Below are 14,951 nucleotides of genomic sequence, written 5' to 3' on the forward strand. Positions count from 1 at the left end.
TGGTCGGGACACCGGGGCCGCCACCGCATCGTGGGTGACGCCAGGAGGTGGTCGGTCAGCCGACGGCGGCCAGGTCGGTCAGCCGAGCCAGCGAGTCCTCCAGATCGGCGCCGACCCTCCGCAGGCCGAGCCGGAGCAGCGCGGCCTTGACCGGGCCGGCCGGCCAGCGTACGACGATGAGCCGCACGACCGTCCCACCCTCGTCCTCGTCCGGGGTGAGCTGGACGTAGATCTCGGTGCGCGCCTCCGCTCGGGCACCGGCGCCCTTGGCGCGTTCCCGCCAGCCGATCAGGGTCGGCTCCTGGTAGGCGATCACTTCGGCCTCATGTGCGGCACCGCGCCCGGCCTGGACCAGTTGCCGTCTGCCGAAGCCCTCTCCTGAGAGGACCTCGGCCGCACGGACGCCGGCCAGCCAGGCCGGCAACTGTTCAGCGCGCTGAACCACGTCCCAGACCGCGTTCACCGGTGCCGACACGTGCGCGCTGCGTTCCACGAGGATCATTTCCGTCTTCCTCCAGTGAGGACATCCCACAATATTCGGAACTGTATGCGCAAAAACGGACGTATGTGGACGGGTTTGCCGAAGACACGCCGAAAGGTATTGCCATCGACGCTTCGGCACCCTATGGCGCAGCGCTCCCACGACCCCTAGAGTTCCGAACACGTTTCGCGTTTCGCCGGGAGGGCGCATGCAGACCGCTCCGATGCCCGACTTCCCCAGCGGATTCCGCTGGGGCGTCTCCACCTCCGCCTACCAGATCGAGGGCGCCGCCGACGCGGACGGTCGCGGACCCTCCATCTGGGACACCTTCGCCCACTCCCCCGGGCGCATCCTCGACGGCAGCACCGGCGACGTGGCCTGCGACCACTACCACCGGTACGCCGAGGACGTCGCGCTGATGGCCGGACTCGGGGTGACCGCGTACCGCTTCTCGGTGGCCTGGCCTCGCGTGCTGCCCACCGGCACCGGTCCGGTCAACGCCGCCGGGCTGGACTTCTATGAGCGGCTGGTGGACGAGCTGCTCGACCACGGCATCGACCCGGTCGCCACGCTGTTCCACTGGGACCTGCCGCAGCCGCTTCAGGACGCCGGCGGCTGGCTGCACCGCGACACCGCGCACCGCTTCGCCGAGTACGCCGACGTGCTGGCCGCCCGCCTCGGCGACCGGGTCAAGCTCTGGATCACCCTCAACGAGCCGTTCATCCACATGAGCCTCGGCCACGGCACCGGCGAGCACGCCCCCGGCAAGGCGCTGTTCTTCGACGCCTTCCCGGTCGCCCACCACCAACTGCTCGGCCACGGTCTCGCGGTCGGCGCGCTGCGCGCCCGCAGCAGCAGCCCGGTCGCCATCGCCAACAACTATTCGCCGGTACGGGTGCTCGGCGACGACCCGGCCGACGCCGCCGCCGGGTACGCCTACGACGCGCTGCACAACCGGCTCTTCACCGATCCGCTGCTCGGCCGCGGCTACCCGACCGAGCTGGGCTTCGACACCAGCGTGGTCCGCGACGGCGACCTCGACGTCATCGCCGCCCCACTGGACGTGCTGGGCGTCAACTACTACAACCCCACCGGCGTCCGCGCCCCCGAGGAGGGTTCACCGCTGCCGTTCGAGCTGGTGCCGCTCACCGGGTACCCGCGTACCGCCTTCGACTGGCCGGTGGCGCCGGACGGGCTCCGGGACCTGCTCGGCTGGCTGCACCGGCAGTACGGGTCGGACCTGCCCCCGATCCAGATCACCGAGAGCGGCTGCGCGTACGACGACACCCCGGACGCCGACGGCCAGGTGCCGGACCGGGACCGGATCGCCTATCTGGACGGCCACCTGCGCGCGGTGCACGCGGCGATGGCCGACGGGGTCGACGTGACCGGGTACTTCGTCTGGTCGCTGCTGGACAACTGGGAGTGGGCCGAGGGCTTCACCAAACGCTTCGGGCTGGTGCACGTGGACTTCGCCACCGGAGCGCGTACGCCCAAGTCGTCGTACTCCTGGCTGCGCGAGGTCATCGCGGCGGCCCGGCGGGAACCTCCCCGGTGACCACCATCGACCCGACGCCGGCCTCGCTGCCGGCGGCGCTGGCGGAGCCGACGGTCCCGGTGCGGCGCGGCTGGATCGCGCTGCTCTTCGCCGCGAACCTCGGCGTCTGGATGGCGTTCTTCACGCCGATCCAGGTGCTGCTGCCGCAGCAGCTCGGGCAGATCGCGCCGACCAACAAGGAGACCATGCTGGCGGTGGTCACCGGCCTCGGCGCGTTGGCCGCGGTGATCGTCAACCCGGTGGTCGGGGCGCTGTCGGACCGGACCTGCCTGCGGATCGGCGGCCGGGAGTTCGGTCGCCGGCACGTCTGGACCCTCGGCGGCGCGGTGCTCGGGGCGCTGTCGCTGGCGCTGCTCGCCCAGGCGCAGACCGTGCTCGGCGTGGTCGTCGGCTGGATCGCGGCACAGACCTGCTTCAACGCGATGCTGGCCAGCCTGACCGCCGCCGTACCGGACCGGGTTCCGGTCGCCCAACGCGGCGGCGTCTCCGGCTGGGTCGGCATCCCGCAGGCGCTCGGGCTGGTGCTCGGCGTCGTGCTGGTCACCGCCGTGGTCACCGGCAACGCCGCCGGGTACCTGGCGATCGCCGCCGCGGTGCTGCTGTTCGCGCTTCCGTTCGCCCTGCGCACCACGGACGACCCGCTGCCGCGTACGCACCGACCGGCGCTGCGGGGACTGCTGGCCGGCATGTGGGTGTCGCCGCGCCGGTACCCCGACTTCGGCTGGGCCTGGATCACCCGGTTCCTGGTCCAGCTCGGCAACGCCTTCGGCACCCTCTATCTGCTGTACTTCCTCACCGACGAGGTCCGGGTGGCCGACCCCGAGGGCGGCCTGCTGGTGCTGATCCTGCTCTACACCGCCGGGCTGATGGCCACCACCGTGGTCGCCGGGCGGCTGTCGGACCGCTCGGGCAAACGCAAGATCTTCGTGATCGTCGCCGGGATGGTGATCGCGGTCGCGGCCCTGCTGCTGGCCGTCGCCCCCACCTGGCCGATGGCGATCGTCGCCGCGCTGCTGCTCGGTGCCGGTTACGGGGTGTACCTGTCGGTGGACGCCGCCCTGATCACCCAGGTGCTGCCGAGGGCCACCGACCGGGCCAAGGACCTCGGCGTGATCAACATCGCCAACTCCGCCCCACAGGTGCTCGGACCGGCCATCTCCGCCCCGATCGTGGTCTACCTGGGCGGCTACCCGGCCCTGTACGCCACCACCGCCGTGGTGACCGTCCTCGGCAGCGTCCTGGTGCTGAAGATCCGCTCCGTCCCCTGACAGGCTGTGATGTAAGGAGGGGACCCCTGTACAACACCAGGCGATAGCAGGGGACCCCTCCTAACATCTGTACGCTGGGGGCCGTGACGGTACGTGTGCGATTCGCCCCCTCCCCGACCGGTATGTTCCACGTCGGCGGTGCCCGCTCGGCGCTGCAGAACTGGATCTACGCCAAGCAGCAGGGCGGGGTGTTCGTGCTGCGCATCGAGGACACCGACGCCGCACGCAACAAGCCGGAGTGGACCGAGGGCATCCTGTCGGCGCTGGACTGGATCGGCATCGAGCGGGGCAGCTACGAGGGCCCCTGGTTCCAGTCCTCGTACGCCGACGAGCACCGCGCCGCCGCCCGCCGGCTGCACGACTCGGGTCGCGCGTACTACTGCGACTGCACCCGCGAGGCGGTGCAGGCCCGGACCGGTAACCAGTACACCGGCTACGACGGCCACTGCCGCGACCGTGGCCTGCCGCCCGGCGAGGGTCGTGCGCTGCGCTTCCGTACGCCCGACGAGGGCACCACGGTGGTCGTGGACCTGATCCGGGGCGAGCCGACCTTCGAGAACAAGCTCATCGAGGACTTCGTGATCGCCCGGGGCGACGGTTCACCCGTCTTCCTGCTGGCCAACGTCGTCGACGACATGACGATGGGCATCACCCACGTCATCCGGGCCGAGGAGCACCTGCCCAACACCCCGAAGCAGCAGTTGCTCTGGGACGCCCTCGGGGTGAAGCCGCCGATCTGGGCGCACGTTCCCGTGGTCGTCAACGAGAAGCGGCAGAAGCTGTCCAAGCGACGGGACAAGGTCGCGCTGGAGGCGTACCGGGACGAGGGCTACCTCGCCACCGCGATGCGCAACTATCTGATGCTGCTCGGCTGGGCGCCCTCCGGCGACCGGGAGATCGTGCCCTGGTCGGTGATCGAGGACGAGTTCCGGCTGGACGAGGTCAACCCGTCACCGGCCTTCTTCGACGAGAAGAAGCTGCGGGCGTTCAACGGCGAGTACATCCGGGCGCTGCCGGTCGAGGAGTTCGTCGAGGTCTGCGGGCCGTGGCTGACCGGTACCGGCAGCATCCCGCCGCCGCCGTGGCAGCCCGACGAGTTCGACCCGGCGACGTTCGCCGCGGTGGCGCCGCTGGCCCAGACCCGCATCGCGGTCCTCAGCGAGATCGTTGCGAACGTCGACTTCCTCTTCCTCGCCTCCCCGCTGATCGACGAGGCGGCCTGGGCCAAGGCGATGAAGGAGGGTTCGGCCGAGCTGCTGGACGACGCCATCGCCGCCTACGCGGCGGTGACCTCGTGGGACGCGGCGACGCTGAAGACCACCCTGGAGGAGGTCGGCGCGGCGCGCGGTCTCAAGCTCGGCAAGGCCCAGGCGCCGGTACGCGTCGCGGTCACCGGCCGGACGGTCGGGTTGCCGCTGTTCGAGTCGCTGGAGCTGCTCGGCGCCGAGCGCACCCTGACCCGGCTACGCGCCGCCCGCGCCCGCCTGTTCTGAGGCTGTCGGATGTAAGGAGGGGTCCCCTGCTAACGCCTGGTGCATAGCAGGGGACCCCTCCTTACATCCGTGCACGGCGAGAGGCGCGGCGGCGGATCAGGCGGGCGGCGACCAGCACGACGAGCAGCACCAGGGCGACGATGCCCGCCCACCAGCCGGCGCCCGACGAGTCGCCGGACCGGGGCATCGGGGTGGCCGCCAGCGGACCGGACCTGGTCGGGGTGGGCGTGGCCTCCGTCGGTGCCGGGGTGGCCGGTACGGCGGTGGTGGCCCCCTCGGCAGGGGTAGCCGTCGTCGCCGACGAGGTCGGATCGGCGGGCGTACCGGTGGTCAGCGTGAACCGGACCTCGCCGGAGATCGGGTGGCCGTCGCCGGAGACGATCTCGTACCCGATCACGTACAGGCCGGCCCGGCCGGGGGTGAACGGCGCGCTGATCCGGTTGCCGGAGACCCTGGCCGGGCCGCCGAGCGCGTCCACGTCGTCCGGTCCGGTGACCGTGAGTGTGGTGCTCTCCTCGTCGAGCCGAGCGAGGAAACGCAACTCGACCCGCTCGGGCGCGGTCGCGACGCGGGCGCCGTCGCGGGGGTTGCTGCCGGTCAGTTGGTTGTGCGCGGCGGCCGGGGTCATCGGCAGCAGCAAGAACACACCGAGCGCCACGCCGAACACCACTGTCCAGGACCGCGTCGTACGCGCTACCCTGCCCCCCATCACGGCCTCCGCACCGGTAAGATCCGCCCCGCGTGTCCACGGCTGATCATTGGTCGATTCGCGATCGCAGATAGTTCCAATTAGTGTTTCACCAGCTGCAACCGATCGTCGTTCCACGGAGTCTTTGTGGTGGGTACCCGTCCTGTGGGCACGGTCACCGCCGTCGGCCCTCCAACGCGTGACCCCTGCAGCACAGCCGACCATCGACGGGGCGAGGAGGCGGCATGGTCCGACGGATGAGGCGACTGGCCACGATAGCGGTCGGTGGAGTCGCCGCGGTGTTGTTGTCGCTGGCCTTCGTCGAGCCGGCCAAGGCCGCGCCGAAGGCGCCGCCCGCCGGCGTCGACATCACCGGAGACGGGTTGGCCGAGCCGTTGCGCCTGCGCCACGACTCCAGCCCGGAGCAGGTGACCGCCGTCATCGACCAGGTGAGCCGATCCCTGGCGCGGGCGAGCGCGCCCAAGAAGGCCGACCTCGGTCCGAAGTACACCGTGGTGGTGCTGGCCGGTGACACTCCGAAGCAGACCTACGACCTCTATCCGAAGGCGGTCGGCGGACCGCGCGTCTATCGGCCGGCCAAGCAGCCGGACGCCCGCAAGACCACGGCGGCCTGGTTCCTCGGGCGGATGACCATGTCGGAGACGCTGCGCACCGTCGGGGTGCCGCTGGAGCGGACGTACGAGGCGGTCAGCGGCGGGGTCGGTGGAGGCGAACGGATCATTCCGGAGGACGCGCTCAACCCCGCTCAGGACATCAACGAGGCCTTCAGCGATCTGCGCCGCCTGCTCCTGCTGAACGTCGCGGTGATGCTGGTGATCACCCTCGGGCTGGCCGGGATCGCGCTGCTGGTCCGCCGCCGGACCCGCTGAACCTCCGCACCAGCGCCGCGAGGCTGAGCCTCGGCACCAGCGCCGCCGGACCGAGCCTCAGCACCAGCAGGACCGGACCCGGGTGCGCCCTAGCACCAGCGGCGCGGGGGCCGTTCCCGGCGTACCGCCCGCAGTGCCGGGCGGACCGGGCCGTGCCGGTGGGCGCCGGCCCAGCCGGGCAGGTCGCTGCGACAGCCGCCGGTGACCGGCTCCGGCACGGCGGTCTCGCCCGTACGCTGACGCGGCACCACGGGTTCGACGGGGCGCGGGCGTACCGGAGCGCCGTCCTCCTCGGGACGCTCGGCCGCCCGTGCCGGCGTGGGTTCGCCCGGGTGGGCCAGGCCGATGAGCCGACGGTGGTGCTTGGCGACGGCCGGCTGCTCGTGCGGTCCCGATCGGCAGGGCTCTCCCTGGGCGCAGCCGTGGTCAGCCTCCCCGTGCGCCATCGGTGTCTCCTCACGCTCGCCCTCACCCGCCGGTGCCCACCCGACGTGCCTCGTTACCGTACTGGCCGGCTCCGACGGCCCGTGCAGCGCGTACCGGGTGGGTGCTGTCGGTCCCACCGACGCCTGCCGGCGAGGTCCAGCTCAGGACATGTCAGGCTAGGCGGGTGAGCGAGTCGGGCGGGACGGACCTGTCGGCCACGCTGCGCCGGATCGAGCGGGCCGCCGGTGCGCTGGCCACCGACAGCGTGGCCCGGATGGACGACACGCTGCCCTGGTTCCGGGAGCTGCCCGCCGACCAGCGGTCCTGGGTGATGCTGGTGGCGCAGGCCGGCGCGCGCTCGCTGGTGCAGTGGCTGCGCTCCGACGGCGGCCCCAACAAGGGCACCCAGGAGGTCTCCGACGAGGTGTTCGCCACCGCGCCGCAGGCGCTGGCCCGGTCGATCACCCTCCAGCAGACCGTCGCCCTGATCAAGGTCACCATCGACGTGGTCGAGGAGCAGGTCGACGACCTGGCCGCCCCGGGCGAGGCGGCGCAGTTGCGCGAGGCGGTGCTGCGCTACTCCCGGGAGATCGCCTTCGCCGCGGCCCGGGTGTACGCCCGGGCGGCCGAGTCGCGCGGTTCGTGGGACGCCCGCCTCCAGGCCCTGCTGGTCGACGCGCTGCTGCGGGGTGACTCCCCGGACGTGCTGGCCAGCCGGGCCGCCGCGCTCGGCTGGACGGACGCGCCGCCGGTCGCGGTGGCGGTCGGCCCCTCCCCCGGCGGCGAGGTCGCCGCCGTGCTGCACACCGTCTACCGGCAGGCTCGGCGGGTCGGGGTCGAGGTGATCGGCGGCGTGCACGGTGACCGTCTGGTGATCGTGCTGGGTGGGGCGGCGGACCCGGTGGCGGCCACCGCCGAACTGCTCTCCACCTTCGGCGACGGCCCGGTGGTCGTCGGCCCCTCGGTGCCGAGCCTGGACGAGGCCACCGAGTCGGCCCGGGCGGCGTTGGCCGGTTACCGGGCGGCCCCGGCGTGGCCGGCCGCGCCCCGGCCGGTCTACGCCGGTGACCTGCTGCCCGAACGGTCCCTGGCCGGCGACGCGGAGGCCCGGCGGCGGCTGCGGCACGACGTGTACGCGGTGCTGGTGCGGGCCGGCGGTGAGCTGCTGGAGACGCTGGACGCCTTCTTCGCCGCGGGCGGCACGCTGGAGAGCGCGGCCCGGGCGCTGTTCGTGCACCCGAACACGGTGCGGTACCGGCTGCGGCGGATCTCGGACGTCACCGGGTTCAGCCCGTTGTCGCCCCGGGACGCCTTCGCGTTGCGGGTGGCGCTGACCGTGGGTCGGTTGGATCCGGTGGTGCCGACCCCGACATTGGCCCCACCGACCGGTAAAAGATCACAGGTCGGCGATGATCAGCACCAATCTTTGTAGGATCTCTCCAAAGGTCCTAGTGCGGTTTGGTACCGGTCGGCACAGCGCAACCGGTGGGTATCCGGGAGAGTCATAGACGTGCTCGCCGTACTCTGCCCCGGCCAGGGTTCTCAGAAACCCGGCTTCCTGACTCCCTGGCTCGACCTGCCCGGCGCCGAGGCGCGGCTGCGTCACTGGTCCGCGCTGGCCGGCGTCGACCTGGTGCACCTGGGCACCGAGGCCGACGCCGACGAGATCCGGGACACCGCCCGCACCCAGCCGCTGCTGGTGGCCGCGGCCCTGCTCGCCGCCGAACACCTGCCGATGCAGGACGTGGCGCTGACCGCCGGGCACAGCGTCGGCGAACTCGGTGCGGCGGCGCTGGCCGGCGCGCTGCCGGCGGACGCCGCGATCTCCCTCGCCGGGGTACGCGGCCGGGAGATGGCCGCCGCCTGCGCGCTGGAACCGACCGGCATGGCCGCGGTCCTCGGCGGCGACCCGGACGAGGTGCTCGCCGCGATCGAGGGGCACGGGCTGCACGCCGCGAACCGCAACGGCACCGGGCAGGTCGTCGCCGCCGGTGCGGTCGACGGCCTGGAGAAGCTGGCCGCCGAGCCGCCGGCCCAGGCGCGGGTCATCCGGCTCCAGGTGGCGGGTGCCTTCCACACCCCGTACATGGCTCCTGCGGAGGCGGCGCTGGCCACGGTGGCGGCCGACGTCACCACCGCCGACCCGACGCGGATCCTGCTCTCCAACCTCGACGGCACCGCCGTCAAGCAGGGCGCGGAGATGCTCCAGCGGCTGGTCCGGCAGGTCACCGCCCCGGTCCGCTGGGACCTGTGCATGGCCGCCCTCGCCGACCTCGGGGTGACCGGCGTGATCGAGCTGCCGCCCGCCGGTACGCTCTCCGGCCTGGTCAAGCGCGAGCTCAAGGGCCCCGGCCTGCCGGAGATCGTGACCCTGAACACCCCTGACAAGCTGCCCGCCGCCCGCGACCTGATCGCCCGCGTCGCCGGAGGGCAGGCGTGAGCGCCGTCCGCCTCAGTCCGTCCGACTCCCGTGCCGAGATCGACCGTAGGAAGGGCTCGTCATGAGCGGCAGTCGCATCCTGTCCCTGGGGCACTACCAGCCGTCCCGGGTGGTGACCAACGACGAGATCGCCCAGTTGGTGGAGACCAACGACGCGTGGATCCGGGACCGGGTCGGCATCGCCAGCCGGCGGATCGCCGGTGACGAGACGGTCGCCGACATGGCCGCCGCCGCAGCGGACAAGGCGCTGGCCAACTCGGGGCTGACCGCCTCCGACATCGACCTGGTCGTGGTGGCGACCTGCACCTCGATCGACCGCAGCCCGAACGTGGCCTGCCGGGTCGCGGCCAAGCTGGGCATCGACGCACCGGGGGCGTTCGACCTGAACACGGCCTGTTCCGGCTTCGCGTACGCGCTGGGCACCGTGGACCACGCGGTCCGCGCCGGTGCCAGCCGCAACGCCATCGTGATCGGCGCGGAGAAGCTGTCCGACTTCATCGACTGGAACGACCGCACCACCTGCATCATCTTCGGCGACGGGGCGGGCGCCGCGGTGGTCACCGCCGCACCCGAGGGCGAGCCGGCCGGTATCGGCCCGGTGGTCTGGGGCTCGGTGCCGGAACGCGGCGACGCGGTACGCATCGAGGGCTGGCGCCCGTACGTCGCGCAGGAGGGTCAGACGGTGTTCCGCTGGGCCACCACCGCCCTGGCGCCGCTGGCGTTGCAGGCGTGCGAGCGGGCCGGGGTCGACCCGTCGGAGCTGGCCGCGTTCGTTCCGCACCAGGCCAACACGCGGATCATCGACGGCATCGCGAAGCGGCTGAACATCCCGCAGGCGATCATCGCGAAGGACCTGATCGAGTCCGGCAACACCTCGGCGGCCAGCATCCCGCTGGCCCTGTCGAAGCTGGTGGAGCGCCGCGAGGTGCCCTCCGGCGCACCGGTGCTGCTGTTCGGTTTCGGCGGTGGCCTGACCTACGCCGGTCAGGTCGTCCGCTGCCCCTGATACCCCCTCGGCGCGCAGGCGCAGAGGTGTGACGGACGGCGTCGCCGCCCGTCGAGAAATTCCGATGAGAGGAACCCACCGCAATGACCCGTGACGAGATCACCACCGGCCTCGCCGAGATCCTCGAAGAGGTTGCCGGGGTGAACCCGGACGACGTGGCCGAGGGGAAGTCCTTCACCGACGACCTGGACGTCGACTCGCTCTCCATGGTGGAGGTCGTGGTGGCGGCCGAGGAGAAGTTCGGCGTCAAGATCCCGGACAACGAGGTCCAGAACCTCAAGACGGTCGGGGACGCCGTGAGCTACATCGAGGCGCAGTCCTGATATGAGTCGTCCTGACGTCGTCGTCACCGGGCTCGGCGCGACCACCCCGCTGGGCGGGGACGTCGCGTCGACCTGGGACGCCATGCTCGCCGGCCGCTCCGGGGTGAGTGCGCTCACCCAGGAGTGGGCCGGTCAGTTGCCGGTCCGGATCGCCGCCCAACTGGCGGTCGATCCCTCCACCGTGCTGGACCGGGTGAAGCTGCGCCGGCTGGACCGCTCCGAGGCGATCGCGTTGATCGCCGCCCACCAGGCCTGGGCCGACGCCGGCCTGGTCGACGCCGGAGCGGACCCGGAACGGATCGGGGTCAGCATCGGCTCCGGCATCGGTGGCGCGGTCACCCTGCTCAACCAGGACGACATCCTGGAGGCGTCCGGTCCCCGGCGGGTCTCCCCGCACACCGTGCCCATGCTGATGCCCAACGGTCCCGCCGCGTGGGTGGGTCTGGAACTCGGCGCCCAGGCCGGTGTGCACTCGGTGGCCAGTGCCTGCGCGACCGGCGCGGAGGCGATCGCGCTGGGTCTGGACATGATCCGGGCCGGTCGGGCCGACGTGGTGGTGGCCGGTGGCACCGAAGCGGTGATCCACGCGCTGCCGATCGCCGGATTCGCCTCGATGCGGGCCATGTCGACCCGCAACGACGAACCCGAGCTGGCCTCCCGGCCGTGGGACAAGGGCCGGGACGGCTTCGTCCTCGGCGAGGGCGCCGGCATCGTGGTGCTGGAGCGCGCCGAGCACGCCGCCGCCCGGGGTGCCCGGGTGTACGCGCGGCTGGCCGGTGCCGGTATCACCTCCGACGGCTACGACATCGTCCAGCCGCACCCGGAGGGCGCCGGCGCGATCCGGGCCATCGCGAAGGCGATCGCCGACGCGGACGTGGACCGGGCCGACATCAGCCACGTCAACGCGCACGCCACGTCCACCCCGGTGGGCGACATCGCCGAGATCAAGGCACTGCACGCGGCACTCGGCGACCACCCGGTGCTGACCGCCACCAAGTCGATGTCCGGGCACCTGCTCGGCGCGGCCGGTGCGCTGGAGTCGATCGCCACGATCCTGGCGATCCGCGACAGCGTGGTGCCGCCGACGATCAACCTGGACGACCCGGACGACGGCCTCGACCTCGACGTGGCCGCCGGCAAGGCCCGCCACATGGACATCCCCGCCGCGCTGAACAACTCGTTCGGCTTCGGCGGTCACAACGTGGCGCTCGTCTTCACCCGGGCCTGAGCCGCCCCGGCGGCGCAGGCTGCGGCAGCACCGCCTCGGCCCCGCCGACGCACCACGCGTCGGCGGGGCCGAGGCGTGTTCCGGGCCGGTCGGCGGGTCAGCCGCAGGTGGTGGCGGGCAGTCCGGAGACCTTCACCGGGGACCGTCCGCGCGGGGCGGCCTTGCCGGCGAGTACGTCGGCGAGCGCCGTCATCGAGGCCCGGCTCGACGAGTACGTGGCCAGCAGCGTCGGCGAGTTCGCCTGCGCCAGCACGTACGGAGTGTCCATGGCGACGGTGACGCCGGCCCCGGAGCGCAGGTCGCCGGCCCCGTCGCCGTACCCGACGAGGTGCACGACCGTGCCGCCGCTGGGCACCACCTCCACCCCGGCGGCGGTGAGTGCCTCGGTCAGCGCGGTCCGGGTGTGCGCCCGCCCGCCCGAGGAGGTGACGGTGACCGGGCCCTTGACCCCGCTGGTGTCGCACCGGCCCTTCAACACGGTCACCGCGGCGGCGGCCAGGTCACCGGCGGCGTCGAGGTGCGCCGGAGCCCGCAGCGTGGACATCTCCGGCACCGGCGAGTCGGCCAGCGTGAACTTCATGGTCAGTACGCGGGTGGCCGCCTCCACCAGTCGGGCCCGGGGCAGCGAGCCGTCCCGCAGCGCCGTCAGCAGCCCGTCGTACGCCTGACCGACGTGCGGCGGCATGAGGATCAGGTCGTTGCCGGCCTTGAGGGCGCGTACCGCCGCCTCACCCGGCCCCCAGCGGCGGGCCGGCGGCATGTTCATCCCGTCGGTGATGACCACGCCCTGGAACCCGAGTTCGCCGCGCAGCACGTCGGTGAGCAGTTTGCGGGAGAAGGTGGCGGCCACTTCCGGATCGATCTCCGCCACGTCGAGGTGGGCGGACATCACGGCCAGGGCGCCCGCCTCGATGCCGGCGCTGAACGGGGGCCACGCCTCGGCGGCGAGCTTCTTGCGCGACTGCGTGAGCACCGGCAGGTCCTCGTGCGAGTCGACGGCGCTGTGCCCGTGCCCGGGGAAGTGCTTGACGGTGGCCGCGACACCGGACGCCTGAAGCCCGCGAACCGCACCACCGACCTGTCCGGCGGCGCGGGTCGGGTCCGCGCCGAACGACCGGGACCCGATCACCGTGCTGCGCTTGACCAGCACGTCGGCGACCGGCGCGAAGTCGAGGTTGATCCCCATCGCGGCCAACTCGGTGCCGGCGGCCCGCCAGGCGGACTCGGTCAACGCCGGATCGTCGGCGGCACCGGCGGCGAGTGCGCTGGGTAGCATGGTCACCCCGTCGGTGATCCGGGTGACCACGCCGTACTCCTGGTCGGTGCCGATCAGGAACGGCGCCGTGCCGGCGGGCAGCTTGTCGGCGGCCTCCCGTAGGCCGGTGGTGAGCTGGCGGACCTGCTTCGGGTTGTCGACGTTGGTGGTCGGTTGGTTGCCCTGGGTGGGGTCGTCGGCGCTGAACCCGACCAGGATCAGACCACCGAGCCGGTACTTCTCGATCATCTCGGCCGGGGTGTCCACGCCCCCGAGGTTCCGGTTGCCGGCGGCCGAGCCGGCCGAGACCTTGGTGGCCTGGTCGCCGTAGGCGTACGGCATCAGCACCTGGCCGACCAGGTCCTCGTCGGCGAGTTCGGCGACCAGCGCGGCGGCCCGGGTGGCCGGGTCGTCCGGCGGTGCGCTCGACGGGGGCGCCGGTTCTGTCGCCGGGGCCGACGACGGGGCGGCCCCCGGTCGCTGCCCGGCTCCCGAACAGCCGGTGACGAGTAACGCGGTCACGGCGACGAACGCGGCGACGACGCGCCGAGGGGTAGTCGACACGCGGCCCAGTCCACCAGCTCACCGCGTATCGGGGCAACTCGACCGTCAACCAGTGGACGGGCGTGCCGGTACGCCGCCGGAGGTGGCGGGCCTCGGGTCCGGCCGCTCAGCCGACCCGGGTGAGCAGGGTCACCGGCGCGCCGTCACCGGCGTAGCGGTACGGCTCCAGCTCGGCGTCCCAGGCGGTGCCGAGCGCCTTGTCCAGCGCGTGCGCGAGCGCCTCCGGTCCCCGGGCGGCGGCCATGATGCTGCGCAGCCGGTCCTCGCCGAGCTGGATGTCACCGGCGGCACCGACCGTGGCCCGGAACAGCCCGCGTCCCGGCACGTACATGAAACGCTCGCCGTCGGCGCCCGGACTGGGTTCCTCGGTCACCTCGAAACGGATCATGGGCCACTGCCGGAGGGCAGCAGCCAGTTCGGCACCCGTCCCCGGGCGACCGGACCACCCGCACTCGGCCCGGCGGGCGCCGGGATCGACGGGTTGAGCCGTCCATTGCAGGTTGACCGGCGCGACAAGGACGCGCGCGATCGCCCACTCGACGTGTGAACACACGGCGAGCGGGGTCGAATGGACGTATACGACGCCACGCGTTGGCACGGTGACCTCCCGGAGAGCGAGGTGCGTCTTCCCCTACGACCTCGACCCGGACCGGGTGCGTTGCTGGAACACATGATGACTCCTGTGACGGATGGTGCGCCAGCGAATCGGGAAATCCGCCGGTCGGAATACCCGGACAGGTGACTGCGGTTCCACCTCGTGACGCCGCGGTGACCAGCCGGGATCGTGGCTCGTGTACAGTTCCATCGGCGGCCTGTGCCGCGTACAGCCTCTGCGGGTCACCCGTTCGGTACCGCCCGCATCAGCCCCCGGACGTTTCCCCGTCCTCCGTACGTCTTGCAAGGAGTACCTCCGTGGCGAGCAACACCTCTAAGACCGCGCGCGCATCAGTCCGGGCCGGCCAGGCTGGCCAGGGTGGCGCACTCAGCGTGCTGGGCGAGTTCAAGTACCTGATCCCGCTCAACGGCGGCAAGCACGCCTACGTGCGGAACCTGACCAACGGCAAGACCGCGCACCTGCGTACCGACTCCGAGGCCTTCGTCGAGGAGATCCGGGTGCTGGCCGCCGCCGGGCACGCCACCAAGATCCGGGCGGAGATCAACGGCCTCAACGCCGCCCACCCGGGCGACGGCTGGGACGCCACCGAGAAGCGCCTGGTCGAGGCCGGCGTCTTCGAGGGCTGAGCACCGCCCCACCCGCACCACCACGAACGCCCGCCGGGCTCACCCGGCGGGCGTTCGCGCGTCCGCGTGGGGCGCGGGCAGCGGGACGG

The 14,951-nt window shown here is 72.4% G+C and carries 14 protein-coding genes and 1 pseudogene; 10 read left to right on the forward strand and 5 right to left on the reverse strand.

Annotated features, from left to right (window positions below; all coding sequences use genetic code 11):
• Positions 1–55 precede the first annotated feature (55 nt).
• The gene (locus ACWDVW_RS21740) at positions 56–502 is read right to left on the reverse strand and encodes an SRPBCC family protein (RefSeq protein WP_396750372.1); all 447 of its coding nucleotides are present in this window, start codon (positions 500–502) and stop codon (positions 56–58) included.
• Positions 503–689: 187 nt separating this feature from the next.
• On the opposite strand from ACWDVW_RS21740, the gene ACWDVW_RS21745 reads away from it, so the two are divergent.
• From ACWDVW_RS21745 to gltX, 3 genes are all read left to right on the forward strand, one after another.
• Positions 690–2,039: a GH1 family beta-glucosidase gene (locus ACWDVW_RS21745; RefSeq protein WP_449951694.1), complete on the forward strand. Its 1,350-nt coding sequence runs from the start codon at positions 690–692 to the stop codon at positions 2,037–2,039.
• The gene (locus ACWDVW_RS21750) at positions 2,036–3,307 is read left to right on the forward strand and encodes an MFS transporter (protein WP_449951696.1); all 1,272 of its coding nucleotides are present in this window, start codon (positions 2,036–2,038) and stop codon (positions 3,305–3,307) included. Before ACWDVW_RS21745 ends, ACWDVW_RS21750 begins: the two co-directional genes overlap by 4 nt.
• An 83-nt stretch (positions 3,308–3,390) precedes the next feature.
• Positions 3,391–4,800, forward strand: a complete 1,410-nt coding sequence (gene gltX / locus ACWDVW_RS21755; protein WP_449951699.1) for a glutamate--tRNA ligase — start codon at positions 3,391–3,393, stop codon at positions 4,798–4,800.
• 61 nt (positions 4,801–4,861) lie between these two features.
• On the opposite strand, the gene ACWDVW_RS21760 is transcribed toward gltX, so the two are convergent.
• Complete coding sequence (locus ACWDVW_RS21760; RefSeq protein WP_449951701.1) at positions 4,862–5,509, reverse strand: copper resistance protein CopC; 648 nt, start codon at positions 5,507–5,509, stop codon at positions 4,862–4,864.
• 224 nt (positions 5,510–5,733) lie between these two features.
• Here ACWDVW_RS21760 and ACWDVW_RS21765 point away from each other — a divergent pair, with 224 nt between their 5' ends.
• Positions 5,734–6,378, forward strand: a complete 645-nt coding sequence (locus tag ACWDVW_RS21765) for a hypothetical protein (RefSeq protein ID WP_350698432.1) — start codon at positions 5,734–5,736, stop codon at positions 6,376–6,378.
• A gap of 89 nt (positions 6,379–6,467) precedes the next feature.
• Here the strand turns inward: ACWDVW_RS21765 and ACWDVW_RS21770 are convergent, their stop codons facing one another.
• Positions 6,468–6,824, reverse strand: a complete 357-nt coding sequence (locus ACWDVW_RS21770; RefSeq protein WP_449951704.1) for a hypothetical protein — start codon at positions 6,822–6,824, stop codon at positions 6,468–6,470.
• 101 nt (positions 6,825–6,925) lie between these two features.
• Here ACWDVW_RS21770 and ACWDVW_RS21775 point away from each other — a divergent pair, with 101 nt between their 5' ends.
• The 5 genes and pseudogenes from ACWDVW_RS21775 (at position 6,926) to fabF (ending at position 11,801) form a co-directional block, all read left to right on the forward strand.
• Positions 6,926–8,236: a PucR family transcriptional regulator gene (locus ACWDVW_RS21775; RefSeq protein WP_449951707.1), complete on the forward strand. Its 1,311-nt coding sequence runs from the start codon at positions 6,926–6,928 to the stop codon at positions 8,234–8,236.
• Between the two features lie 78 nt (positions 8,237–8,314).
• Positions 8,315–9,232 (forward strand): annotated as a pseudogene (locus ACWDVW_RS21780) (ACP S-malonyltransferase); the annotation flags it as partial.
• Between the two features lie 73 nt (positions 9,233–9,305).
• On the forward strand, positions 9,306–10,250 hold the full coding sequence (locus ACWDVW_RS21785) for a beta-ketoacyl-ACP synthase III (protein WP_449951710.1): 945 nt from the start codon (positions 9,306–9,308) through the stop codon (positions 10,248–10,250).
• 83 nt (positions 10,251–10,333) lie between these two features.
• Positions 10,334–10,573 (forward strand): acyl carrier protein, encoded by a 240-nt coding sequence (locus ACWDVW_RS21790; protein WP_053653162.1) that lies wholly within the window; start codon positions 10,334–10,336, stop codon positions 10,571–10,573.
• Between the two features lies 1 nt (position 10,574).
• The gene (fabF, locus tag ACWDVW_RS21795; protein WP_449951713.1) at positions 10,575–11,801 is read left to right on the forward strand and encodes a beta-ketoacyl-ACP synthase II; all 1,227 of its coding nucleotides are present in this window, start codon (positions 10,575–10,577) and stop codon (positions 11,799–11,801) included.
• A 97-nt stretch (positions 11,802–11,898) separates the two neighbouring features.
• Here fabF and ACWDVW_RS21800 read toward each other — a convergent pair whose 3' ends face one another.
• Positions 11,899–13,629 carry a glycoside hydrolase family 3 protein gene (locus ACWDVW_RS21800; protein WP_449951770.1) on the reverse strand — a complete coding sequence of 577 codons (1,731 nt, stop codon included), beginning with the start codon at positions 13,627–13,629 and terminating at the stop codon, positions 11,899–11,901.
• Between the two features lie 97 nt (positions 13,630–13,726).
• Complete coding sequence (locus ACWDVW_RS21805; RefSeq protein ID WP_396750392.1) at positions 13,727–14,218, reverse strand: DUF3145 domain-containing protein; 492 nt, start codon at positions 14,216–14,218, stop codon at positions 13,727–13,729.
• Positions 14,219–14,532: 314 nt separating this feature from the next.
• Here ACWDVW_RS21805 and ACWDVW_RS21810 point away from each other — a divergent pair, with 314 nt between their 5' ends.
• Complete coding sequence (locus ACWDVW_RS21810) at positions 14,533–14,862, forward strand: hypothetical protein (RefSeq protein WP_117229745.1); 330 nt, start codon at positions 14,533–14,535, stop codon at positions 14,860–14,862.
• Positions 14,863–14,951: the final 89 nt, after the last annotated feature.

The sequence above is a fragment of the Micromonospora sp. NPDC003241 genome, from assembly GCF_053589795.1.

What these genes read in the sequence shown, in the direction of transcription:
- ACWDVW_RS21790 (WP_053653162.1), top strand. Translation starts at nt 10,334, where the DNA reads ATGACCCGTGACGAGATCACCACCGGCCTCGCCGAGATCCTCGAAGAG.
- ACWDVW_RS21785 (WP_449951710.1), top strand. Translation starts at nt 9,306, where the DNA reads ATGAGCGGCAGTCGCATCCTGTCCCTGGGGCACTACCAGCCGTCCCGG.
- ACWDVW_RS21740 (WP_396750372.1), bottom strand. Translation starts at nt 502, where the DNA reads ATGATCCTCGTGGAACGCAGCGCGCACGTGTCGGCACCGGTGAACGCG.
- ACWDVW_RS21770 (WP_449951704.1), bottom strand. Translation starts at nt 6,824, where the DNA reads ATGGCGCACGGGGAGGCTGACCACGGCTGCGCCCAGGGAGAGCCCTGC.
- ACWDVW_RS21760 (WP_449951701.1), bottom strand. Translation starts at nt 5,509, where the DNA reads ATGGGGGGCAGGGTAGCGCGTACGACGCGGTCCTGGACAGTGGTGTTC.
- ACWDVW_RS21765 (WP_350698432.1), top strand. Translation starts at nt 5,734, where the DNA reads ATGGTCCGACGGATGAGGCGACTGGCCACGATAGCGGTCGGTGGAGTC.
- ACWDVW_RS21745 (WP_449951694.1), top strand. Translation starts at nt 690, where the DNA reads ATGCAGACCGCTCCGATGCCCGACTTCCCCAGCGGATTCCGCTGGGGC.
- fabF (WP_449951713.1), top strand. Translation starts at nt 10,575, where the DNA reads ATGAGTCGTCCTGACGTCGTCGTCACCGGGCTCGGCGCGACCACCCCG.